Source organism: Citrobacter sp. Cm038, assembly GCF_030333105.1.
Classification (GTDB): Bacteria; Pseudomonadota; Gammaproteobacteria; order Enterobacterales; family Enterobacteriaceae; genus Citrobacter; species Citrobacter murliniae.
This window is the reverse complement of record NZ_JAOWGO010000022.1, coordinates 1113734-1138127: the sequence shown is the minus strand read 5'-3', so window position 1 is coordinate 1138127 and position 24394 is coordinate 1113734. Positions and strand designations below refer to the sequence as shown.

Here is a 24394-nt window from a genome sequence, read left to right as displayed (position 1 = left end):
ATGGTGCATCCGGGAGGATTCGAACCTCCGACCGCTCGGTTCGTAGCCGAGTACTCTATCCAGCTGAGCTACGGATGCAAATGGCGGTGAGGCGGGGATTCGAACCCCGGATGCAGCTTTTGACCGCATACTCCCTTAGCAGGGGAGCGCCTTCAGCCTCTCGGCCACCTCACCAACAACGCCTCTTGCGAGTGCTTCGAAGAACTTGTTTCTGCTCATCGTCGCTGCGTGGCGCACATATTACTTTCTGGGACTTATAAGTCAAACAATTTTTCCAGTGCTTTTATCGTTTGCACATTTCACGCGCAATTAGTCTGCAAAAACGGCAAAAAGAGTGTTTTATCAACAGATAAATTGGCATTTTCTCCAGACGATGAACAAACAGAAAAATCGTAGAGAAAGGGAATAAGAGGATAGAAGTAGAGAAACAGGAGAGAAACAGGAGAGAAATGAACAACAGGAGAGAAAAAGAAACCAACTAAATCAGGTTGCGCCTCACCTGAAAGGTGAGACGCGAAAACCTTAGTAACTGGACTGCTGGGATTTTTCAGCCTGGATACGCTGGTAGATCTCTTCACGATGGACAGATACTTCTTTCGGGGCGTTGACGCCAATGCGCACCTGGTTGCCCTTCACCCCTAAAACTGTCACGGTGACCTCATCGCCTATCATGAGGGTCTCACCAACTCGACGAGTCAGAATCAGCATTCTTTGCTCCTTGAAAGATTAAAAGAGTCGGGTCTCTCTGTATCCCGGCATTATCCATCATATAACGCCAAAAAGTAAGCGATGACAAACACCTAAGTGTAAGCAGTCACGGCATCACATTCTGTTAAACCTAAGTTTAGCCGATATACACAACTTCAACCTGACTTTATCATTGTCGATAGCATTGATTCGCATGCCGTAACCCAGGGCTACAGCATGCGCTAATGCTTATAGTTATTACAGTTTCGCGCTGACCCAGCCTTTCACACTGGCTAACGCTGCAGGCAGAGCCGCGGCATCCGTACCACCGGCTTGCGCCATGTCCGGACGACCACCACCCTTGCCGCCTACCTGCTGAGCGACCATCCCAATCAGCTCCCCTGCTTTCACGCGGTCTGTCACATCCTTAGACACGCCCGCAATCAGAGAAACCTTACCTTCTACTACCGTTGCCAGAACGACAACCGTAGATCCCAGTTGATTTTTCAGATCATCAACCATAGTACGCAACATTTTAGGTTCAACGTCCGTCAGCTCACTAACCAGCAGCTTCACGCCGTTGATATCAATCGCTTTACTGGAGAGATTTGCACTTTCCTGCGCCGCGGCCTGTTCCTTCAATTGCTGCAATTCTTTCTCGAGTTGACGTGTACGTTCCAGTACCGAACGCACTTTGTCACCCAGATTCTGGCTATCACCTTTTAGCAGTTGTGCAATATCGCTTAAGCGATCGCTCTCAGCATGCACGGTATTGATAGCGCCTTCACCGGTTACGGCTTCAATACGACGAACGCCCGCAGCAGTGCCGGATTCAGACACAATACGGAACAGACCGATATCACCGGTACGACTGGCGTGAGTACCGCCACACAATTCGGTTGAGAAATCGCCCATGCTCAGAACGCGTACATGGTCATCATACTTCTCACCAAACAGCGCCATTGCTCCTTTGGCTTTTGCCGTCTCAAGATCCATGACATTCGTTTCAATCGGCAGGTTGCGACGAATTTGCGCATTCACCAGATCTTCAACAGCACGAATTTCCGCCGGTTTCATCGCTTCAGTGTGAGAGAAGTCAAAACGCAGAACTTTATCGTTAACCAGTGAGCCTTTCTGTGACACGTGCGTGCCCAGAATCTGGCGTAACGCCGCATGCATCAGGTGTGTTGCGGAGTGGTTCAGACGAATACGCGCACGACGCGCTTCATCCACATCAGCCTGTACCGCATCGCCCACTTTCAGTGAACCCGCTGACAGCTTGCCAATGTGACCAATTGCCTGGCCATACTTTTGCGTGTCGCCCACTGCGAACGTAAAGCCAGCGCCTTTCAGCTCGCCTTTATCGCCAACCTGGCCACCGGATTCCGCATAGAACGGCGTCTGGTCCAGAACAACGACGGCATCCTGACCTGCGTTAATCGCATCTACCGCTTTACCATCCACAAACAGGGCGGTCACTTTGCCGTTCAGTTCCAGATGATCGTAGCCTTTAAATTCAGATGCACCATCAACGCGAATCATCGCGTTGTAATCTGCACCAAAACCGCTGGCTTCACGTGCACGACGGCGCTGCTCTTCCATCGCGGCTTCAAAACCAGCTTCGTCAACTTTGATGTTGCGCTCACGGCAAACGTCCGCCGTCAGGTCAACCGGGAAGCCGTAGGTGTCATACAGGCGGAATGCGGTTTCACCATCCAGCGTATCACCAGACAGTTTAGCCAGTTCTTCATCCAGCAGTGCCAGACCACGCTCCAGCGTACGAGCAAACTGCTCTTCTTCCGTCTTCAGAACCTGCTCAACCAGCGCCTGCTGACGTTTCAGCTCTTCACCCGCAGAGCCCATCACCTCTACCAGCGGACCAACCAGCTTGTAGAAGAAGGTATCTTTCGCACCGAGCATGTTGCCATGGCGTACCGCGCGACGAATGATACGACGCAGCACATAACCACGGTTTTCATTCGACGGAACAACGCCATCGGCGATCAGGAATGCGCAGGAACGAATATGGTCGGCTATTACGCGCAGTGATTTGTTGCTTAGATCGGTTGCACCGGTCACTTTCGCCACGGACTCAATCAGCGAGCGGAACAGGTCAATCTCGTAGTTGGAGTTAACATGCTGCAGCACTGCCGCAATACGCTCCAGCCCCATCCCCGTATCCACGGACGGTTTAGGCAGCGGTTCCATAGTACCGTCAGCCTGACGGTTGAACTGCATGAAGACGATGTTCCAGATCTCAATATAGCGATCGCCATCTTCTTCAGCACTTCCCGGAGGGCCTCCCCAAATGTGGTCGCCGTGATCGTAGAAAATTTCGGTACACGGACCACACGGACCGGTGTCGCCCATCTGCCAGAAGTTATCGGAAGCATATGCCGCACCTTTGTTATCACCAATACGGATGATACGTTCGCGCGGAATCCCGACTTCTTTTTCCCAGATTTCATAGGCTTCATCGTCAGTTTCATAGACGGTTACCCACAGACGCTCTTTCGGCAGGGCAAACCAGTTTTCACCGGTCAGCAGTTCCCATGCATATTGAATAGCATCGTGTTTAAAGTAGTCGCCGAAGCTGAAGTTACCCAGCATTTCGAAGAAGGTATGGTGACGTGCAGTGTAACCGACGTTTTCCAGGTCATTGTGTTTACCGCCCGCGCGTACGCAACGCTGCGAGGTGGTTGCGCGGGAATAATTACGCTTATCGAGGCCAAGGAATACATCCTTGAACTGGTTCATCCCGGCGTTGGTAAACAACAAAGTAGGGTCATTGTTTGGTACCAGGGAGCTGCTGGCAACTACCTGATGTCCTTTACTATGGAAAAAATCGAGAAACGCCTGACGGATCTCAGCGGTGCTCTTGCTCATAATTATCCTGAAGAAATCAAGCTAACGAAATGTCATTACCAGCATCGGCACGCGATCTGCGCCTCTGGCAATCGAAAAGTGGGAATAAGATAAGTTTTCTTTACTGGGAAGTAAAATCCCGTATGCGCTCAATCGTCAAAATTTCGCCATATCGCCTGAATATCTTCCATCAGATAACCACGATAGAGCAAAAAACGCTGAACCTTTACCTTTTCTGAAAAAGCCACAGGCAAAGGCTCACCGTATTTTCTGATTGCCTGTTCTCGCGCAAGCTGCGCCCAGTCAATTTCACATTCACGCATTGCGCGCTCAATGGATTCACGTTGGATCCCTTTTTGCCCCAGCTCCTGGCGCACACGCGCGGGGCCATAGCCTTTGCGGCTGCGGCTGGCGATAAACTGCCGAACGAATCGGTCATCATCCAGGTAGCGACTTTCAATACACCAGGCAATAACCTTGTCGTAATCCTCAGGCGTAGCATCAATTTCTTCCGGTCCATTTTTCCCCATGACCGGAGCAGCCAGTTTTCGTCTTAGCTCCTGCTCACTGTGATCGCGCATGGCAAGAATACGAACAGCGCGGTCAAGTAGTCGGGACCAGGCGGAACGGCGAGGAGTTGAATCTGTCATAGTGAGCCTTCAGAAATGGAAAAGGGCTGCATGATATGCAGCCCTTCTATGTGCGATAACGTCAGATTATCAGAAATCTTCGTTCGTTTCTTTTACATCTTCACCGCTGTCATCAACAGAGAAGTCTGGTTTTGAATCCGGGTTATTGAGCAGTAACTCGCGTACTTTCTTCTCAATTTCCTTCGCAGTTGCCGGGTTTTCCTTCAGCCAGTTAGTGGCATTCGCTTTACCCTGACCAATTTTCTCACCGTTGTAGCTGTACCATGCACCGGCTTTTTCAATCAGCTTCTCTTTAACGCCCAGATCAACCAGTTCGCCGTAGAAGTTGATACCCTCACCGTACAGGATCTGGAATTCAGCTTGTTTAAATGGCGCTGCAATTTTGTTTTTCACGACCTTAACGCGGGTTTCACTACCCACCACGTTATCGCCCTCTTTTACCGCGCCAATACGACGGATATCCAGACGGACAGAGGCGTAGAATTTCAGTGCGTTACCACCGGTGGTAGTTTCCGGGTTACCGAACATGACGCCAATTTTCATACGGATCTGGTTGATAAAAATCAGCAGCGTATTGGACTGTTTCAGGTTACCTGCCAGCTTACGCATTGCCTGGCTCATCATACGCGCCGCGAGGCCCATGTGAGAGTCACCGATCTCGCCTTCGATTTCAGCTTTTGGTGTCAGTGCAGCAACGGAATCGACAACGATAACATCGACTGCACCGGAACGCGCCAGCGCGTCACAGATTTCCAGCGCTTGTTCACCGGTATCCGGCTGAGAACAAAGCAGGTTGTCGATATCAACACCAAGTTTACGAGCATAGACAGGATCAAGCGCGTGCTCTGCATCGATGAACGCACAAGTTTTACCTTCACGCTGTGCGGCAGCAATAACCTGCAGTGTCAGGGTCGTTTTACCGGAGGATTCTGGCCCGTAGATTTCGACGATACGCCCCATCGGCAAACCGCCCGCACCCAATGCGATATCCAGAGAAAGCGAACCGGTGGAGATGGTTTCTACGTCCATAGAACGGTCTTCACCCAGGCGCATGATGGAGCCTTTACCGAATTGCTTTTCGATCTGGCCCAGCGCTGCCGCCAACGCTTTCTGTTTGTTTTCGTCGATAGCCATTAATTACTCCTGTCATGCCGCTTTCGGGTTAAACCGCGAAACGTGAAAGATGATGTTCTGTTGTCGCAATTATACTGTATGCTCATACAGTATCAAGTATTTTGTAGAAATTGTTGCCACAGGGTCTGTAACGCATAGGCGGTCGCCTGCCGACGTACTGCATCGCGGTTACCACTGAAGCATTCCCGACGGGTAACCCCCTCGCCGCTTGCGCTGGCAAAAGCAAACCACACGGTGCCGACGGGCTTATCTTCACTCCCGCCATCTGGCCCTGCAATACCGCTGATCGAGACAGCGAAATGCGCACGAGCAGCTTTCAGCGCACCAATCGCCATTTCGACGACTACCGGTTCACTCACCGCGCCATGCTGTACCAGCGTTTCTTCTCGCACACCGATCATCTGTGATTTAGCTTCATTACTGTAAGTCACAAACCCGCGTTCAAACCAGGCGGAGCTTCCGGCAATATCGGTAATGGCTTTCGCTACCCAACCGCCGGTACAGGATTCTGCGGTAGTCACCGTCGCACCGCGCGCTTTCAACGCCAGCCCAACCCGCTCACTTAACTGCATCAGTTCACTGTCAGTCATTTCAGCCTCTGTCAGTAAAAAAAATATGCCGGACAAGATAGCACTTTCATAACAAAGATGGGGATGAGGAGAGTAATTTACGAGGGGGATTCAGAAAATAGATAAGCTGACTTAAAAATAGAGCCGGATACGATGCCTGCACATCGTATCCGGCAAGAATGATTATTGCACCCGTGCCAGCGCCACCGCCTGACCTAACTGCCAGACAGCCATCGCGTAATGCGTGCTGTGGTTATAGCGGGTAATGGTGTAGAAGTTCGGCAGTCCATACCAGTACTGATAACCGGTGCCGATATCCAGACGCAGCAAACTGACCTGCTGGTGATTCCCTAACGGCTGCTGCGGCGTCAGACCTGCAGCAGCAAGCTGAGAAATGCTGTACTGGGTTTTAAAACCGTTCGCCAGCCCCGGTGCCTGGCCGTTTGCCGGGACAGCCACCATATCTCCTTTCACCCAGCCGTGGCCTTTGAAGTAATTTGCCACGCTACCGATGGCATCAACCGGATCCCACAGATTGATATGCCCATCGCCATTAAAATCGACAGCATATTCTTTGTAAGAGGACGGCATGAACTGCCCGTACCCCATTGCACCAGCGAAGGAACCTTTCAGATCCAGCGGGTCATCGCTTTCATCCCGTGCCATCAGCAGGAAAGTTTCCAGTTCACCGGAAAAGTATTCTGCCCGGCGCGGATAGTTAAATGACAGGGTCGCCAGCGCATCCAGAATACGCGTTTTACCCATCACGCGGCCCCAGCGAGTTTCCACCCCAATAATACCTACGATAATTTCCGGCGGCACGCCGTAAACCTGCCATGCACGCTTCAGAGCATCTTCATGCTGATTCCAGAATGCCACGCCGTTTTGCACGTTATCCGGGGTAATGAACTGCTTGCGATAGCGCAGCCAGGCTCCGTTAGGTCCGGCTGGCGGCTGAGTAGTCGGTGCCTGGCGGTCCATCAGACGCAGAACATAATCCAGACGCTTGGCCTGCGACAGGATCTCCTGCAACTGTTGACGGTCAAAACCGTGCTTGCTCACCATCTTCTCGATGAACTGCTGTGCGTTCGGATTATTGGCAAAGTCACCACCCGACAGCATGACATTGTGTTGCGGCTCAAGCAGGAAGCCGCCGGATGGCGTTCCCGTGGTCGTTTGAGTCTCTGAAGGTTTCGGTTTGCTGCTACAGGCAGCAAGCAACACACAAAGGGGAAGTAATGCTACATAACGACGCTTGAACATGGGACATCCATTAAACAGATTCAGCCTGGGAGAAGTATGGTAAAGCATCCCCCGCCAAACAAGGAAGCAGTCCTCACAGAATAAATACCATTCCCACTCATCTCATCAATCCCCTTTCTACAAACTTTCAAAATAAAATATTTATCTTTCATTTTGCGATCAAAATAACACTTTAAATTCTTTCATTGTGATTAAAATAAATCACCTTTTGGAAAGGTAACTAACCCCTACAGGAGAGAATAATGATCGAAACCATCACCCTGGGCGCAGAGTGGTTCATTGGGCTGTTCCAGAAAGGCGGGGAAGTATTCACCAGTATGGTGACCGGTATTCTTCCGCTCTTGATTAGTCTGCTGGTCATCATGAACGCGCTGATTAACTTCATTGGCCAGCAGCGCATTGAGCGATTTGCTCAGCGCTGTGCCGGAAATCCGTTATCCCGCTATCTGCTGCTACCTTGCATCGGTACTTTTGTATTTTGTAACCCCATGACCCTGAGCCTGGGTCGTTTTATGCCTGAAAGATACAAACCCAGCTACTACGCTGCAGCTTCTTATAGCTGCCACTCAATGAACGGATTATTCCCTCATATCAACCCCGGTGAGCTGTTTGTCTATCTGGGCATTGCCAGCGGCCTGACTACGCTTGGTCTCCCTCTCGGCCCGCTCGCGGTGAGCTATTTGCTGGTCGGTCTGGTCACGAACTTTTTCCGCGGCTGGGTAACCGACCTCACCACCTCCATCTTTGAGAAAAAAATGGGCATCCAACTTGAACAGAAAGTCCGTCTGTCTGGAGCGACATCATGATGCGTATTCGTATTGAAAAAGGCACTGGCGGTTGGGGTGGCCCACTCGAACTGGAGGCGACGCCTGGGAAGAAAATTGTCTATATCACTGCCGGAACACGCCCCGCGATTGTCGACAAATTGGCACAGTTAACCGGCTGGCAGGCGGTAGATGGGTTTAAAGAAGGCGAGCCACCTGAAGAGGAAATTGGTGCCGCGATCATTGACTGCGGCGGCACACTGCGCTGCGGGATCTATCCGAAGCGGCGCATACCAACGCTGAACATTCATGCCACGGGTAAATCCGGTCCGCTGGCCCAGTACATTGTCGAAGATATCTATGTCTCTGGCGTAAAAGAAGAAAACATTACCGTTGTCGGTGAAACATCTGCCGCACCTCAGTCCACAAACACCACTGCGGGCCGCGATTACGACACCAGCAAAAAGATTACCGAGCAGAGCGATGGCCTGCTGGCGAAAGTGGGTATGGGGATGGGATCCGCCGTAGCAGTGCTGTTCCAGTCCGGACGAGACACGATTGATACCGTGTTGAAAACCATTCTGCCCTTTATGGCATTCGTCTCGGCGCTGATCGGCATCATCATGGCTTCCGGTCTGGGCGACTGGATAGCTCACGGCCTCGCACCGCTGGCCAGCCATCCGTTAGGGCTGGTAACGCTGGCGCTGATCTGTTCTTTCCCACTGTTGTCCCCTTTCCTCGGCCCTGGCGCCGTAATCGCCCAGGTTATCGGGGTACTGATAGGTGTACAGATTGGTCTGGGTAATATCCCGCCACATCTGGCACTGCCTGCCTTATTCGCAATTAACGCCCAGGCGGCCTGCGACTTTATCCCGGTGGGTTTATCGCTGGCGGAAGCCCGTCAGGATACCGTGCGCGTTGGCGTGCCATCGGTGCTGGTGAGCCGCTTCCTGACCGGCGCCCCAACCGTACTCATTGCCTGGTTTGTTTCCGGCTTTATTTACCAATAAGAGGTTCCGAAGATGACCGTGATTTATCAGACCACCATCACCCGTATTGGCCAGAGCGCGCCGGATGCACTTTGCGATCAAATGCTGATTACCTTTCGTGAAGGCGCACCTGCGGATATCGAAGAATTTTGCTTCATTCATTGCCATGGAGAGCTGAACGGCTCTCTGCAAGCCGGCGTCCAGTTCGAGCTGGGACAGCATCACTATCCGGTCACGGCCGTTGGCAGCGTTGCGGAACAAAACTTACGTGAGCTGGGGCATATCACCCTGCGTTTTGACGGACTGAGTGAAGCGGAATTCCCCGGCACTGTACACGTTGCGGGACCAGTACCAGACGGTATCGCACCGGGCTGTATTTTGAAGTTTGTTGCTTAAGATTGAAGGAGATAAAAATGAATCAAGTTGCCGTTGTCATTGGTGGAGGCCAGACTCTGGGTGCATTCCTTTGCCGTGGGCTTGCTACAGAAGGATACCGCGTTGCGGTGGTGGATATTCAAAGCGATAAAGCAGCGAATGTGGCACAGGAGATTAATGCGGAGTTTGGTGAGGGTACCGCTTACGGCTTTGGTGCCGACGCCACCAGCGAACAGAGCGTACTGGCGTTATCACGCGGAGTGGATGAAATATTCGGCCGCGCTGATCTGCTGGTTTACAGCGCGGGCATCGCCAAAGCAGCGTTCATCAGTGACTTTGAGCTTGGAGATTTTGATCGCTCTTTACAGGTGAACCTGGTCGGTTACTTCCTTTGTGCACGTGAATTCTCACGTCTGATGATCCGTGACGGCATTCAGGGCCGTATTATCCAGATCAACTCGAAATCAGGCAAAGTAGGCAGTAAACATAACTCCGGTTACAGCGCCGCTAAATTTGGCGGCGTGGGTTTAACCCAGTCGCTGGCGCTGGATCTGGCGGAATATGGTATTACCGTACATTCACTGATGCTTGGTAACTTGTTGAAATCACCAATGTTCCAGTCTTTATTACCGCAATATGCGACCAAACTCGGCCTCAAGCCGGATGAAGTGGAGCAGTATTACATTGATAAGGTTCCCCTCAAACGCGGCTGCGATTATCAGGATGTGCTGAATATGCTGCTGTTTTATGCCAGCCCGAAAGCGTCTTACTGCACCGGACAGTCCATTAATGTGACCGGCGGTCAGGTGATGTTTTAATGTTGAATTGCCGGATGGCGGTTCCACCATATCCGTCCTACGCCCTCCCTGTAGGCCGGGTAAGCCCAGCGCCACCCGGCACATAAGCAAGGAGCAATAACATGGTTTCTGCACTGATAACCGTCGCCGCCATCGCCTGGTGCCTGCAGCTGGCGCTGGGGGGTTGGCAAATATCCCGTTTTAATCGCGCGTTCGATAAGCTCTGTCAGCAGGGACGAGTCGGCGTAGGTCGTTCCGGCGGGCGCTTTAAACCGCGTGTAGTTGTCGCCATTGCGCTGGATGAGCAACAACGGGTAACCGATACTTTATTTATGAAAGGACTTACCGTATTCGCTAAGCCAATAAAAATTGCCACGATAATGGGTAAACATCTTGATGAATTACAGCCTGATGTGATCTTTCCCCATGATCCGCTCTCGCAGAATGCACTATCATTGGCGCTTAAACTGAAACATGGATAATTTCGTTGTGAATGCTAATAGCTTGCGAAATTATCATTTCGCAACCTATACAGGGTGATCATGCCTATGAAACCTCGTCAGCGTCAGGCTGCAATACTGGAGCATCTGCAAAAACAGGGGAAATGCTCGGTTGAAGAACTGGCACAATACTTTGACACTACCGGCACGACCATTCGCAAAGACCTGGTCATTCTGGAAAATGCCGGAACCGTCATTCGTACCTATGGCGGTGTAGTATTAAACAAAGACGAATCCGACCCGCCTATCGATCACAAAACGCTAATCAACACGCATAAGAAAGAGCAAATTGCCGAAGCCGCCGTACGATATATTCACGATGGCGACTCTATCATTCTTGATGCAGGCAGCACCGTTTTACAGATGGTGCCAATGCTCACCCGCTTTAGCAATATCACCGTCATGACCAACAGTCTGCACATTGTTAACGCCCTTTCGGAGCTGGACAATGAGCAAACCATCCTGATGCCAGGCGGTACGTTTCGCAAAAAATCTGCGTCATTTCACGGTCAGTTGGCAGAAAACGCCTTTGAGCAGTTCAGCTTTGATAAACTCTTCATGGGTACCGATGGCATTGACCTTAATGCCGGAGTGACCACCTTTAATGAGGTCTACACCGTCAGTAAAGCGATGTGCAATGCCGCTCGCGAAGTGATTCTGATGGCGGACTCATCAAAATTCGGGCGTAAAAGCCCCAATGTTGTGTGCAGTCTGGAAAGCGTCGACAAGCTGATTACCGATGCAGGCATCGATCCTGTATTTCGTCAGGCGCTGGAAGCAAAAGGGATTGAAGTGATCATAACCGGAGAAACCAATGAGTGATGCACTACTGAACGCGGGCCGTCAGACGTTAATGCTGGAACTACAGGAAGCCAGCCGACTGCCAGAACGTCTGGGCGATGATTTTGTCCGCGCCGCCAATACCATTATCCACTGCGAAGGCAAAGTCATTGTTTCCGGTATTGGCAAGTCTGGTCATATTGGCAAAAAAATCGCGGCGACTCTCGCCAGCACCGGCACCCCGGCCTTTTTTGTGCATCCTGCGGAAGCGCTGCACGGCGACTTAGGGATGATTGAAAGTCGCGATGTGATGCTGTTCATCTCTTACTCCGGTGGTGCAAAAGAGTTGGATCTCATTATTCCGCGCCTGGAGGACAAATCCGTCGCCCTGCTGGCGATGACAGGAAAACCGACCTCACCGTTGGGCCTGGCGGCAAAAGCCGTACTGGATATTTCGGTGGAGCGCGAAGCCTGCCCGATGCGCCTGGCGCCGACATCCAGCACCGTCAACACCCTGATGATGGGCGATGCGCTGGCAATTGCCGTGATGCAGGCGCGTGGTTTTAACGAAGAAGATTTTGCCCGTTCCCATCCGGCCGGTGCGTTGGGTGCACGTTTGTTAAATAAGGTGCACCACCTGATGCGTCGCGACGATGCCGTACCACAGGTCACGCTCACCACCAGCGTCATGGATGCCATGCTGGAACTGAGCCGTACCGGTCTGGGCCTGGTGGCGGTCTGCGACGAACAAGCGTTAGTGAAAGGCGTATTTACCGACGGTGACCTGCGCCGCTGGCTGGTCGGTGGCGGCGCGCTCACTACTCAGGTTAGCGAAGCGATGACCCCCAATGGCATTACGCTGCAGGCGCAAAGCCGCGCAATTGATGCCAAAGAGATCCTGATGAAGCGCAAAATTACCGCCGCACCGGTGGTGGACGAAAACGGCAAACTCACCGGCGCTATCAACCTGCAGGATTTCTACCAGGCAGGAATTATCTAATCCTTCAGTCCCAGACGTTTCGCCAACCGGTGCAGGTTGGCGACGTCGGTTTCCAGCGCTCGCGCGCTTGCCGCCCAGCTGTGGTTATTCTGCGCCAGTGCCCGGCGGATCATCTCCCGCTGAAATGATTCTGTTGCCTCACGCAGGTTATGAGCCTGCGGCATCTCTGCGATGACTTCGGCCTGCGGCGAATGAACATCTTCCTGTAAAGCAAAATGCTGTGCTTCCAGTACCACTTCATCCCCTGCCCTTGTCGCCCTTGCCAGCACCACTGCACGATGAATAGCATGCTCGAGTTCACGGACGTTTCCGGGCCAGCCGTAGTTCAGCAGATGAGTTCGTGCCCCAGGGCTGAGCACCACACGAGAAAGCCCCAGTCTTAGCCGACACTGTTCGCAAAAATACCCTGCCAGCAACACGACATCGTCACCGCGCTCACGCAGCGGCGGTACGGAAAGCGGGAAGACGCTCAGGCGATGGAACAAATCGGCACGGAAATTTCCGGCCAGTACTTCTTCACGTAAATCACGGTTAGTGGCCGCCAGCACACGGACATCCACACGCAGACTGCGATCGTCCCCGACGCGTTGAATATCCCCATACTGCAACACGCGCAGCAGCTTGGCCTGTAGCGCCAGTGACAGCTCGCCAATCTCATCCAGAAACAGCGTGCCGTTGTCTGCCATTTCAAACTTGCCGCTACGATTGCTGATGGCTCCGGTAAATGCCCCCTTCACGTGACCAAACAGCTCGCTTTCCGCCACACTTTCCGGCAACGCGGCACAGTTCAGATACACCAGCGGATTCACCGCTCGCGGTGAGCCTTCATGGATGGCTTTCGCCACCAGCTCTTTGCCTGTCCCCGTTTCACCGCTGATAAGCACGTTGAGATCAGAGCCTGCCACAATCTCAATTTCTTTTTTCAACTGCATCATATTGGGCGACAGGCCAATCATCTGCGTTTCAGTGACCTGCTCAAAGGCAGTCGACGAACCCGGCAGCATATTCTGGCTTTCCAGTTGTTCAATCAACAATGCATTGCTCAGCGCGCCCGCCGCCAGAGCGGCAATCAGGCGTAGTTCTTCATCGCTGAACACATCGAACTGGTCAGGTTCCATACCATCAAGCGTCAGCGCGCCTATCAGATTTTGTCCGGCAAACAGCGGCAACCCGATGCAGGCATGAACCTTCAGGCTTTCCTGACCCGGAATCAGCCCGTCGTATGGGTCGGGTAAATCGCTGTCGGCAGGAAAGCGCACGACATCGCCTGCACGGGCGATCGCTTCCAGGCGCGGATGGCCCTCCAGCGTAAAACGCCTGCCGAGGACATCCTGTGCCAGCCCGTCAATTGCCAGGGGAATGAACTGTCGGGACTCGTAGCGCAGCAGCGCCGAAGCATCACACTCCAACACCTGGCGCAGGGTGGTAATCAGACGTTGAAAACGATCCTGATGCCCAATACCGCTTTGTAATTCAATGGCGATGCCCGCCAGGACATCAACTGAAAAGCTCATGACTACCTCATTGTCATTTTGACAATTCATATTGTCATATTGACAATAAATTAAATAGTCATTTTGACTACCATTTTTGGGGTATGAAAATTAAAACTTTATAAATCAAATAAATAAAAACTGGCACGCAATCTGCAATAAGCAAAACATCTTTTTTGAAAAACGCTGAATTAATTGAGGTTGCTATGTCTATTCTGGTTAAAAATAACATTCATTGGGTTGGCCAACGTGACTGGGAAGTTCGTGATTTCCATGGAACCGAATACAAAACGCTGCGCGGCAGCAGCTACAACAGCTATCTCATCCGTGAAGAAAAAAATGTCCTGATCGATACAGTAGACCACAAGTTTAGCCGTGAATTCGTGCAAAATCTGCGCAGTGAAATTGACCTGGCGGATATTGACTACATCATCATTAACCATGCAGAAGAAGATCATGCCGGTGCGCTGACCGAACTGATGTCCTGCATTCCGGATACCCCAATTTACTGCACCAATAACGCCATTGATTCCATTACCGGACATCATCATCACCCGGAATGGAACTTCAACGTGGTTAAAACCGGTGACTCACTGGATATTGGTAACGGTAAGCAGTTGATCTTCGTAGAAACCCCGATGCTGCACTGGCCTGACAGCATGATGACCTACATGACCGGCGACGCCGTCCTGTTCAGTAACGACGCCTTCGGTCAGCATTACTGTGACGAACGTCTGTTTAACGACGAAGTGGACCAGACTGAACTGTTTGAACAGTGCCAACGCTACTATGCCAACATCCTGACGCCATTCAGCCGTCTGGTGACACCGAAAATCACCGAGATCCTCGGCTTTAATTTGCCGGTCGATATGATTGCCACCTCTCACGGTGTGGTATGGCGTGACAACCCAACACAGATCGTTGAACTGTATCTGAAATGGGCGGCAGATTATCAGGAAGATCGCATCACGATTTTCTACGACACCATGTCCAACAACACTCGCATGATGGCAGATGCTATTGCGCAAGGGATCAACGAAGTTGACCCGAATGTGGCGGTCAAAATCTTTAACGTCGCCCGTAGCGATAAGAACGAAATCCTGACCAACGTCTTCCGCTCCAAAGGCGTGCTGGTCGGTACATCTACCATGAACAACGTGATGATGCCGAAAATCGCGGGTCTGGTTGAAGAGATGACAGGTCTGCGTTTTCGTAACAAACGCGCCAGCGCCTTTGGTTCACACGGCTGGAGCGGCGGCGCGGTAGACCGTCTGTCTACCCGTCTGCAGGACGCTGGTTTCGAAATGTCTCTGAGCCTGAAAGCGAAATGGCGTCCGGACCTGGATGCGCTGGAACTGTGCCGTCAGCACGGTCGTGAAATTGCACGTCAGTGGGCGCTTGCTCCGCTGCCGGAAACCAATGTGAAAGCAACAACTAAAGAAGAAGAGTGCGCCTGTGCCGCCGCCGCTGCCGCCGATCTCGGACCTTGCATGCAGTGCAGCGTCTGCCAGTGGATCTACGATCCCGCTAAAGGCGAACCTTTACAAGATGTCGCACCGGGTACTCCGTGGAGCGACGTGCCGGATAACTTCCTGTGCCCGGAATGTTCATTAGGTAAAGATGTCTTCGACGTACTGGCAACGGAGGCAAAATGAGCCACGGAATTGTCATCATTGGTTCGGGCTTCGCCGCCCGCCAGTTAGTCAAAAATATCCGTAAACAGGATGCTACAGTCCCGCTGACGCTGATTGCCGCTGACAGCATGGACGAGTACAACAAACCCGATCTCAGCCACGTTATCAGCCAGGCACAACGTGCCGATGACCTCACCCGCCAGTCGGCGGGGGAGTTCGCCGAACAGTTTACATTACGCTTATTCCCGCACACCTGGGTTACCGATATTGATGCCGACGCCCACGTAGTGAAAAGCCAGGACAAACAGTGGCAGTATGACAAACTGGTGCTGGCAACCGGGGCGTCAGCCTTTGTACCTCCGGTTACCGGACGTGAGTTAATGCTTACTCTTAACAGCCAACAGGAGTATCGCGCCTGTGAAACACAACTTCGTGACGCCCGGCGTGTTCTGATTGTCGGCGGTGGCTTAATTGGCAGCGAACTGGCAATGGATTTCTGTCGCGCCGGTAAAGCGGTGACGCTTATCGATAACGCCGCCAGTATTCTGGCTTCGTTAATGCCGCCGGAAGTGAGCAGCCGCTTGCAGCATCGCCTGACCGACATGGGTGTGCATTTGCTGCTGAAATCGCAATTACTGGAGCTGGAGAAAACCAGCACCGGTATTCGCGCCACGCTCGATCGTCACCGTAGCGTAGAAGTTGATGCGGTGATTGCGGCAACAGGTTTACGTCCTGAAACGGCGCTGGCGCGACGTGCTGGATTAACCATCAGCCGTGGTGTTTGCGTCGACAGCTACCTGCAAACCAGTCATCCGGATATTTACGCCCTTGGCGACTGTGCGGAAATCAATGGTCAGGTGTTGCCGTTCCTGCAACCCATTCAGCTTAGCGCGATGTATCTGGCGAAAAATCTGCTCGGCGGCAACGCCCCGCTGAAACTGCCAGCCATGCTGGTAAAAATCAAAACGCCGGAGCTGCCATTACATCTGGCAGGGGAAACCCAGCGCCGGGATCTGAACTGGCACATTGCAGCGGAAGCACAAGGTATGGTCGCCAGAGGAACGAACAGCGAAGGCCAGTTATGCGCCTTCGTGGTCAGTGAGGACAGAATGAAGGAGGCTTTCGCTCTGTTGAAAACGCTGCCCGTGTAAACAATGTAGTGCCATCGCTTGATTTATTAACCTCACGCACACGGATGTGCGCTGCCACTTGTCGGTATGCCCCGACCTGTTTTTCTTGCCCCGCCAGTCCCGGGGCTTTTTTTATTTTTGTGTAAGCACCCGCGCCGCAGCAATTACGCCTTGTCCCAGCGATAATCCCCCATCTCCTGCCGGTAAACGCTGCGGAAACAGTAACGTAAAATCGGCCAGATAAAATGCCAGCCGCGACGACAGTAACCGGTTATGCATCACACCACCGCTGAATGCCAGCGTATTAATACCGCGAGAGACCGCCTGCTCGCGCATCAGCGTGGCAAACCCACGCGCCAGTGCATCATGGAAGGCCCAGGCGCGTTCCGGCGCTGTCGCCTGCCAGTTCAGCCACTGCTGCCAAAAAACAGCCAAATCGAGTTGATTAGCACTTACTGGAATCTTCACCGGATGCTCAACGCCCGCGCATTGTGAGGCCAGTGCCTCCAGCGTACAGGCGGCCTCACCTTCATAACTCAGCGATTCCGGCGCGCAATGGAGCGCTGCCGCAACGGCATCAAACAACCGCCCGCATGATGACGCCAGCGGAGCATTAATTCCCCGCTCAATGGCACGTGCCAGCACGCTCCAGTTTTGTTGTTGCAGTAACGCCGTTTCCGGGTAACGTTGCCAGTCAGGAACAAAACGCAGACACTGCGCCAACAGATTACGCCACGGCTGTTTAGCCGCGAGATCGCCACCAACCAGCGCTACGGGAGGCAAACCGCCGAGGTGTTCGCACTCACGATAATTGACCAGCAGACACTCACCTCCCCACAACGCACCGTTTTCGCCCATACCGATACCATCCAGCGTCAGGGCAATAACATCCCCTCCATCCAGCGGCCAGCCGTGCTCGGCAAGACTTGCAGCGGCGTGAGCATGATGATGCAGTACCGTTTCGGTTGGCAGGTTCATCTCACTGGCCCACTGGCTGGAAACGTAGCCAGGGTGCGCATCGCAGACGATACGCTGTGGCGTGAAATCATAAATGTTCTGGATCAGGTGCAGCGCATCACGCCACTGGTTTTGAATGCCATCATCGCTGAGATCTCCCAGATGCTGGCTGATAACCGCCTGTTCGCCTCGCACCAGGCAGAAGGTATTTTTCAGATCAGCGCCTAAGCACAGTATGGGTGGCACATCGCGAAAACCTGGCGGTAGCGCCACAGCATCCGGTACGTAACCCCTGGAACGGCGCAGCATTTCCCCGCTATCACGCACGACGGAATCATCCATACGCTGGACGATTTCACGGTTATGCAGCAGAAAACCATCGGCAATCTCGCGCAAATCTTCCAGCGCTTGCGCATTGGTAATCGCAGGTGGTCTGCCGCTGAGGTTGCCGGAGGTCATCACCAGCGGGCCATTCATTTCCTGTAAAAGCAAATGCTGTAGCGGGTTGGCTGGCAGCATAACGCCGACTTCCATCAGCCCTGGCGCAATCCCCTCGCTCAGCGAAACCACATATTGCTTATTCACCAGCACTATTGGCGCTGCGGGGGTGGCCAGTAAACGACGCGCAGACTCTGGTAGTCCATCATCACCAGGCAGCATTACCGCCAGCGGTTTGGCCGGGCGGTGTTTGCGCGTCCTGAGCATCGCCACAGCCTTGTCGTTGCGCGCGTCGCAAACCAGATGGAATCCACCAATCCCTTTGACGGCCACAATGCCACCTGCTTTCAGCAGTGTCACTGCCGACTGCAACGCGTCTTCTTTTTCCGCCCGAACGCCTGCGCTCAACCACTCAAGATGTGGACCGCACGCCGGACAGGCAACCGGCTGTGCATGGAAGCGGCGGTCATAGGGATCGCGGTATTCTTTATCGCACTGGAGACAAAGCGGGAATGACGCCATCACGGTAAATGGACGATCATATGGCATTGCACGAATAATCGTAAAACGCGGGCCGCAGTGGGTACAGTTGATAAAGGGGTAGCGATAGCGGCGTTCGCCGGGCGTATTCATTTCAACAAGACAGGCCGGACAAGTTGCGGCATCGGGCACGATTTGCGTATTCATCGTCCCGCCTGCGCTTTGACGTATCGAGAAATCAGCAGGCTGCTGCGGCCAGGCAAACGGCTCGCTCTCAACGCTGTCAATGCGAGCCAGCGGCGGGCAGTGTTGGTGCAGTTGGGCAATAAATACCGCCGGATCTTCCAGCATTCGCACAACCACACCATCACCGTCGTTACAGACGTCGCCATGCAATTCTAGCCGCTGCGCCAGTTGCCAGACAAAGGGACGAAATCCAACGCCCTGTACCTTACCGCGAATACGTAGCTGTACGCCGGAGTGGCGGTTTATTGTCATGATGAATTCCCGCGGTCATGTTTCCCTGAAATGCCCGTTTGCCGGATAAGCGAAACGCTATCCGGCAAAAATATCGCCTTATTTTACGCGGATTTTCGGGGATCAGAACAGCAAAGATGCGGTGGAATCCAGCGCCGCACGACGGCGTTTTTCTGCACTCAGTTGTTCAAGCTTATTGCGATCCACATAAATCAGGGCGTGAGTCGGGCAAACTTCCATACAGGCGGGGCCAGCTTCGCGATGGTGGCACAGGTCGCACTTGTTGGCTTCGGCTTTCTCTGCACGTACGTTCAGACCCGCGCCGCTGTTGCGAACAACGGGACGAACAACGACTTCCATTGCGCCGTAAGGACAGGCCACTACGCAAGTTTTGCAACCAATGCAGCGTTCCTGCATTACGTGGACAAAACCTTTATCGCGGCTGATTGCACCGTTCGGGCAGACGTTAGCGCACGGCGCATCTTCACACTGACGGCACAGCGTCGCAGTGGAGACGTTAACGCCTTTGATCACGTGAATACGCGGTAAAAAGGTTTCAGGGGTCAGCGATGCGCAGTCCTGGTTATCCTGATGGGATACCACGCAGGCCACTTCACAGGTACGGCAACCAATGCATTTATTGGCGTCTGCAATGATGAAACGGTTCATCAATTTCTCCAGCAATGACAGAATATCAGCCGAAGCATTCACAAATCGTGCCAGATTTTAATTCATTGTTATAAAAGGATTTTTATTTCCCAGTACGTGAAGGATATGTGTCATCGTCACTAGTGACGATGACTAACGACAGCGATCAACGCAAAACTGACGGCGCAACAGAGTCGCGAGGAATCAGCTCACCGGTGAAGATTTTCGGTGGCACAAAGTCCCCGCCGTCCAGCATAAAGATGAGGCGTCCAATCGTCTCCTGGATCATCTCAGTTACCGGTATTTTGACACTGGAAAGTGCCGGGATCGTGTATGGCGCAAGAGCGATATCATCAAAGCCGATAACCGACACCTGCGCAGGAACGTTAACACCCTGCTCGTGTAGTTGCTTCATGGCACCGATTGCCATGTCATCATTACTGGCCACCAGCGCGGTAAAATTCACGTTGCGTGAAAGCAAAGTATCTACCCCTGCAGCACCGCAAGCTGGAGTCCATTTTCCTTTAACAATCAGATCATTATTTAAGGAAATACCATGATGCGCCAGTGCGTCTTTGTAGCCTGAAAGACGCTCCACGCCGGTGGGAGAATCCATTGAACCAGTAATAAAACCAATTTCCTTATGCCCGGCGGCGATAAGCTGCGTTACGGCATTAAAGCTGGTTTGCTTTTGATCGCACCAGACACAGTGGCTGCTGTTTTTGCGCAGTCGTCGGTTAAGCACCATAATCGGCTGCGAGTGCGCATCAATAATATCGTCAATTTCATCGACGCTGAGAAAACGTGGGTAGATCATAATCGCATCACAACGCAGGTCGAGCAGGTACTGAATCGCCTGACGCTCTTCTTCAGCACTGTGTTTACCATCGGCAAGCAAAAGCTGGCGTCCCCTGTCCTCTGCCATCCGTGCGGTGTGAAACAACAATTCGCTAAAATAAACGCCATGATACAGGGTGTTGGTCACCACCAGCCCCAGCGTCTGAGTACTTTTCGCCGCCAGGTTTCGCGCCAGCAAATTGGGGCGATAACCGCTTTCTTCAATGGCCTGAAACACGCGATCTTTGGTCTCCTGGCTGACGTAGCCGTTCCCTGAAAGCACCCGGGAAACCGTCGCTTTCGACACGCCGGCACGCTTCGCCACCTCCAGCATCGTGGTCATATTACTCATCCCTTATCACTCAATGTGACGCAGTGTACTGCACCGTTTGGCTACTGTCCCCGCTGCTCAACCGCAGTACCCCATATCTGGTGATCGTAATCACATTTATAATAACCGATCAAAATTAAATCTTGCTCATATTACAAAAAATAAACATGCTTTTATGAAACCGGTTTCCTAACACTGTTTCACCGACACAGAAATGAGACCAGAGTAAACGGCAAGACATAACGTACCCTACTGATAAAACAGGATTAAATTCGATGTCTAAGAATTATGCAGCGCTGGCGCGCTCCGTTGTGACGGCTCTGGGCGGCGTCGGGAATATCACCGCAGTGACGCACTGCATGACCCGATTACGTTTCGTTCTCAAAGATGACTCACTGGTCGACAGCGCCACACTGAAAACACTCCCTGGCGTACTCGGTGTGGTGCGTAACGACAATCAATGTCAGGTGATCATTGGTAACACCGTTTCGCAAGCGTACCGCGAAGTCGTCAACCTGCTGCCTGGTGATATGCAACCTGCCGAGTCGGAAGTAAAACCTAAGCTGAGCCTGAAGCGTATTGGCGCAGGGATCCTCGATGCGCTGATCGGTACCATGTCGCCGCTGATCCCGGCGATTATTGGTGGATCGATGCTGAAATTGCTGGCGATGATCCTTGAGATGACCGGCATTCTGGAAAAAGGCTCCTCAACGCTGACCATCCTGACGGTGATAGGTGACGGCGCATTCTTCTTCCTGCCGCTGATGGTCGCTGCCTCGGCAGCCATTAAATTCAAAACCAATATGTCGCTGGCCATCGCCATTGCGGGCGTACTGGTGCATCCAAGCTTTATCGAGCTGATGGCTAAGGCCGCACAGGGTGAACACGTTGAGTTTGCGCTGATCCCTGTCACTGCGGTGAAATATACGTATACGGTGATCCCGGCGCTGGTCATGACCTGGTGCCTGTCGTATATCGAGCGTTGGGTGGATCGCATCACTCCGGCGGTGACGAAAAACTTCCTTAAACCGATGCTGATCGTTCTGATCGCCGCCCCACTCGCCATCGTACTCATTGGCCCGATCGGGATCTGGATCGGCAGCGCGATTTCGGCTCTGGTTTACACCATTCACGGTTATCTGGGCTGGCTCTCAGTCGCCATTATGGGTGCGCTGTGGCCGTTGCTGGTAATGACCGGCATGCATCGCGTCTTTACACCAACCATTATTCAGACCATCGCCGAGACCGGTAAAGAAGGCATGGTCATGCCATCTGAAATCGGCGCCAACCTGTCGCTTGGCGGCTCATCTTTAGCTGTGGCATGGAAAACCAAAAACCCTGAGCTGCGCCAGACGGCGCTGGCGGCGGCAGCCTCCGCGATTATGGCGGGCATTTCCGAACCCGCGCTGTACGGTGTGGCAGTACGCCTGAAACGTCCACTGATTGCGAGTCTTATCAGTGGCTTTATCTGTGGAGCCGTTGCCGGAATGGCCGGGCTGGCAAGCCACTCGATGGCAGCACCAGGGCTATTCACCAGTGTACAGTTTTTCGATCCGGCCAATCCAATGACTATCGTCTGGGTATTTGGCGTAATGGCGCTGGCAGTTGTGCTGTCCTTTGTATTAACGCTACTTCTCGGCTTTGAGGATATTCCCGTCGAAGATGCAGCCGCACAGGCCAGAAAAAACCAGGCTGCGCAACCGGGCAATATCAATGGAGCCAGCATCTGACTGGCCATAACTGAGGTTTACTATGTCTGTTTTTCCGCAAGGATTTTTATGGGGCGGCGCACTGGCCGCCAACCAGTCTGAAGGGGCATATCGGGAAGGCGGCAAAGGGCTGACTACCGTGGATATGATCCCACACGGCGCGCACCGGATGCCCGTCAAACTGGGTCAGGAAAAGCGCTTTCAGCTGCGGGATGACGAGTTTTATCCCAGCCATGATGCGATAGATTTCTATCATCGTTATCAGGAAGATATCGCCCTGATGGCGGAAATGGGATTTACGGTTTTTCGCACCTCAATTGCATGGAGCCGCCTCTACCCGAATGGGGACGAACTCACGCCGAATGAAGAAGGTATCGCTTTTTATCGCGCGGTATTCGCTGAATGCAAAAAATACGGTATTGAACCATTAGTTACCCTGTGTCACTTCGATGTACCAATGCACCTGGTGACCGAGTACGGCTCCTGGCGTAACCGCAAAATGGTGGAGTTCTTTACCCGTTACGCCCGTACCTGCTTCGAAGCCTTCGACGGTCTGGTGAAATACTGGCTGACGTTTAATGAAATCAACATCATGTTACACAGCCCTTTCTCAGGCGCGGGACTGGTGTTTGAAGACGGTGAAAATCAGGATCAGGTGAAATATCAGTCCGCGCACCACGAACTGATTGCCAGTGCACTGGCAACCAAAATTGCTCATGAAATCAACCCGCACAACCAGGTTGGTTGCATGCTGGCTGGCGGAAATTTTTATCCTTATTCATGCAAACCGGAAGATGTGTGGACCGCGCTGGAAAAAGACCGCGAAAACCTGTTTTTCATTGATGTCCAGGCGCGCGGGGCTTATCCCGCTTATTCAGCCCGGGTGTTTCGTGAAAAAGGCGTAGTGATAGAGAAAGCCCCGGAAGATGACGAGATCCTGAAAAATACCGTCGATTTTGTCTCTTTCAGCTATTACGCATCACGTTGCGCTTCGGCGGAAATGAATGCCGGCAATACCAGCGCCGCCAACGTAGTGAAATCGCTACGCAATCCCTACATTGAGGCCAGCGAATGGGGCTGGGGCATAGACCCGCTGGGTCTGCGTATCACCATGAACATGATGTATGACCGCTACCAGAAACCGCTATTTCTGGTGGAGAACGGGCTTGGGGCAAAAGATGAGATGGATGCCAGTGGCAACATCAATGATGACTATCGCATAAGCTATTTACGCGAACATATTCGCGCCATGTCTGACGCTATTGAAGATGGCGTACCGCTAATGGGTTATACCACCTGGGGGTGTATCGATCTGGTCTCCGCCTCAACCGGCGAGATGAGCAAACGCTACGGTTTTGTCTATGTGGACCGGGATGATGCAGGTAACGGGACGCTCGCACGGACACGTAAGAAGTCATTCTGGTGGTACAAAAAGGTCATAGCCAGCAATGGGGCAGACCTGGAGTAATCTACCTGCCGGAGGGTTCTGCCACCTTCCGGCATTGCTTTACATCTTCATTTCATTCATTGCATTTCAAATGTGGAATCATCCTTCCAGTTTCAGGTTTGCCCCCGCGCTTTTTTACTGTCATTTTATTCAGTAGTTTTTAATCTTAACCCTCCGCCACAAGGAATGGCTCATGTCTGATGAAAATGGCAAAACAGCAGTGGTTATCACCAAACCCGTACGTCGTTTAAAAGTAGGTTATGTCAGAAAGCGGTACGAGGATCGTCACACCGGGTTCACGCTACGTATCAGCAGGCATGCCTCATTAACGCTGAACGGTGACTGGCTTGAACAGGCAGGGTTCCCTACCGGCACAGCGGTAAATGTTTCGGTAATGCAGGGGAAATTAATTATTGAGCAGGCAACGGAGTAACAACCGG

22 protein-coding genes and 2 tRNA genes are annotated in these 24394 nt (G+C 52.6%); 12 read left to right on the top strand and 12 right to left on the bottom strand.

Going from position 1 to position 24394, the window contains the following annotated elements:
- Nucleotide 1 precedes the first annotated feature (1 nt).
- The 8 genes from OGY01_RS16625 to mltB all read right to left on the bottom strand — a co-directional run bounded on the left by OGY01_RS16625 (nucleotide 2) and on the right by mltB (nucleotide 7168).
- A tRNA-Arg gene (locus OGY01_RS16625) sits at nucleotides 2-78 on the bottom strand.
- Nucleotides 79-81: 3 nt separating this feature from the next.
- Nucleotides 82-174, bottom strand: a tRNA-Ser gene (locus OGY01_RS16620).
- A 348-nt stretch (nucleotides 175-522) separates the two neighbouring features.
- Nucleotides 523-708: a carbon storage regulator CsrA gene (csrA, locus tag OGY01_RS16615; RefSeq protein WP_000906486.1), complete on the bottom strand. Its 186-nt coding sequence runs from the start codon at nucleotides 706-708 to the stop codon at nucleotides 523-525.
- Nucleotides 709-945: 237 nt separating this feature from the next.
- Complete coding sequence (gene alaS / locus OGY01_RS16610) at nucleotides 946-3573, bottom strand: alanine--tRNA ligase (RefSeq protein WP_286493382.1); 2628 nt, start codon at nucleotides 3571-3573, stop codon at nucleotides 946-948.
- A gap of 128 nt (nucleotides 3574-3701) precedes the next feature.
- Nucleotides 3702-4202, bottom strand: coding sequence for a recombination regulator RecX (recX, locus tag OGY01_RS16605; RefSeq protein ID WP_045446616.1), 501 nt, complete (start codon nucleotides 4200-4202; stop codon nucleotides 3702-3704).
- Between the two features lie 69 nt (nucleotides 4203-4271).
- Nucleotides 4272-5336, bottom strand: a complete 1065-nt coding sequence (gene recA / locus OGY01_RS16600; protein WP_016154166.1) for a recombinase RecA — start codon at nucleotides 5334-5336, stop codon at nucleotides 4272-4274.
- 92 nt (nucleotides 5337-5428) lie between these two features.
- A complete protein-coding gene (gene pncC / locus OGY01_RS16595; RefSeq protein WP_045446621.1) occupies nucleotides 5429-5926 on the bottom strand; it encodes a nicotinamide-nucleotide amidase in 498 nt (165 codons plus the stop codon).
- 162 nt (nucleotides 5927-6088) lie between these two features.
- Nucleotides 6089-7168, bottom strand: coding sequence for a lytic murein transglycosylase B (gene mltB, locus OGY01_RS16590; protein ID WP_045446624.1), 1080 nt, complete (start codon nucleotides 7166-7168; stop codon nucleotides 6089-6091).
- A 242-nt stretch (nucleotides 7169-7410) separates the two neighbouring features.
- Between mltB and srlA the strand changes: the two genes are divergently transcribed.
- The 7 genes from srlA (at nucleotide 7411) to gutQ (ending at nucleotide 12373) form a co-directional block, all read left to right on the top strand.
- Nucleotides 7411-7974 carry a PTS glucitol/sorbitol transporter subunit IIC gene (gene srlA, locus OGY01_RS16585; protein ID WP_045446627.1) on the top strand — a complete coding sequence of 188 codons (564 nt, stop codon included), beginning with the start codon at nucleotides 7411-7413 and terminating at the stop codon, nucleotides 7972-7974.
- Nucleotides 7971-8942 (top strand): PTS glucitol/sorbitol transporter subunit IIB, encoded by a 972-nt coding sequence (gene srlE, locus OGY01_RS16580; RefSeq protein ID WP_045446629.1) that lies wholly within the window; start codon nucleotides 7971-7973, stop codon nucleotides 8940-8942. The genes srlA and srlE overlap by 4 nt, the downstream gene beginning before the upstream one ends.
- Before the next feature lie 12 nt (nucleotides 8943-8954).
- Nucleotides 8955-9317, top strand: a complete 363-nt coding sequence (gene srlB, locus OGY01_RS16575; protein WP_045446632.1) for a PTS glucitol/sorbitol transporter subunit IIA — start codon at nucleotides 8955-8957, stop codon at nucleotides 9315-9317.
- Between the two features lie 17 nt (nucleotides 9318-9334).
- On the top strand, nucleotides 9335-10114 hold the full coding sequence (srlD, locus tag OGY01_RS16570; RefSeq protein ID WP_045446635.1) for a sorbitol-6-phosphate dehydrogenase: 780 nt from the start codon (nucleotides 9335-9337) through the stop codon (nucleotides 10112-10114).
- A 101-nt stretch (nucleotides 10115-10215) separates the two neighbouring features.
- Nucleotides 10216-10575, top strand: coding sequence for a transcriptional regulator GutM (gene gutM, locus OGY01_RS16565; protein ID WP_045446638.1), 360 nt, complete (start codon nucleotides 10216-10218; stop codon nucleotides 10573-10575).
- A gap of 66 nt (nucleotides 10576-10641) precedes the next feature.
- Entirely contained in the window at nucleotides 10642-11415 is a 774-nt protein-coding gene (srlR, locus tag OGY01_RS16560; protein ID WP_045449764.1) for a glucitol operon DNA-binding transcriptional repressor SrlR, read from the top strand.
- Nucleotides 11408-12373 carry an arabinose-5-phosphate isomerase GutQ gene (gene gutQ / locus OGY01_RS16555; RefSeq protein WP_045446641.1) on the top strand — a complete coding sequence of 322 codons (966 nt, stop codon included), beginning with the start codon at nucleotides 11408-11410 and terminating at the stop codon, nucleotides 12371-12373. Before srlR ends, gutQ begins: the two co-directional genes overlap by 8 nt.
- Here the strand turns inward: gutQ and norR are convergent.
- On the bottom strand, nucleotides 12370-13887 hold the full coding sequence (norR, locus tag OGY01_RS16550; protein ID WP_048220695.1) for a nitric oxide reductase transcriptional regulator NorR: 1518 nt from the start codon (nucleotides 13885-13887) through the stop codon (nucleotides 12370-12372). The two genes, gutQ and norR, sit on opposite strands and share 4 nt — an antisense overlap.
- Nucleotides 13888-14072: 185 nt before the next feature.
- On the opposite strand from norR, the gene norV reads away from it, so the two are divergent.
- Both norV and norW read left to right on the top strand, forming a co-directional pair.
- Nucleotides 14073-15521 carry an anaerobic nitric oxide reductase flavorubredoxin gene (norV, locus tag OGY01_RS16545; protein WP_200012366.1) on the top strand — a complete coding sequence of 483 codons (1449 nt, stop codon included), beginning with the start codon at nucleotides 14073-14075 and terminating at the stop codon, nucleotides 15519-15521.
- Complete coding sequence (gene norW / locus OGY01_RS16540; protein ID WP_286493379.1) at nucleotides 15518-16651, top strand: NADH:flavorubredoxin reductase NorW; 1134 nt, start codon at nucleotides 15518-15520, stop codon at nucleotides 16649-16651. The genes norV and norW overlap by 4 nt, the downstream gene beginning before the upstream one ends.
- Before the next feature lie 111 nt (nucleotides 16652-16762).
- Here norW and hypF read toward each other — a convergent pair whose 3' ends face one another.
- The 3 genes from hypF to OGY01_RS16525 form a co-directional block, all read right to left on the bottom strand.
- Nucleotides 16763-19003, bottom strand: coding sequence for a carbamoyltransferase HypF (gene hypF, locus OGY01_RS16535; RefSeq protein WP_286493378.1), 2241 nt, complete (start codon nucleotides 19001-19003; stop codon nucleotides 16763-16765).
- 102 nt (nucleotides 19004-19105) lie between these two features.
- Entirely contained in the window at nucleotides 19106-19651 is a 546-nt protein-coding gene (hydN, locus tag OGY01_RS16530) for an electron transport protein HydN (protein ID WP_003037366.1), read from the bottom strand.
- Between the two features lie 145 nt (nucleotides 19652-19796).
- On the bottom strand, nucleotides 19797-20810 hold the full coding sequence (locus OGY01_RS16525) for a LacI family DNA-binding transcriptional regulator (protein WP_286493377.1): 1014 nt from the start codon (nucleotides 20808-20810) through the stop codon (nucleotides 19797-19799).
- A gap of 263 nt (nucleotides 20811-21073) precedes the next feature.
- On the opposite strand from OGY01_RS16525, the gene ascF reads away from it, so the two are divergent.
- The 3 genes from ascF to OGY01_RS16510 all read left to right on the top strand — a co-directional run bounded on the left by ascF (nucleotide 21074) and on the right by OGY01_RS16510 (nucleotide 24387).
- Nucleotides 21074-22528, top strand: coding sequence for a PTS cellobiose/arbutin/salicin transporter subunit IIBC (ascF, locus tag OGY01_RS16520; protein ID WP_200012377.1), 1455 nt, complete (start codon nucleotides 21074-21076; stop codon nucleotides 22526-22528).
- A gap of 22 nt (nucleotides 22529-22550) precedes the next feature.
- Nucleotides 22551-23975 carry a 6-phospho-beta-glucosidase gene (locus OGY01_RS16515; protein ID WP_200012380.1) on the top strand — a complete coding sequence of 475 codons (1425 nt, stop codon included), beginning with the start codon at nucleotides 22551-22553 and terminating at the stop codon, nucleotides 23973-23975.
- Between the two features lie 172 nt (nucleotides 23976-24147).
- Nucleotides 24148-24387, top strand: coding sequence for a SymE family type I addiction module toxin (locus tag OGY01_RS16510; protein WP_045446659.1), 240 nt, complete (start codon nucleotides 24148-24150; stop codon nucleotides 24385-24387).
- The last annotated feature ends 7 nt before the right edge of the window (nucleotides 24388-24394 follow it).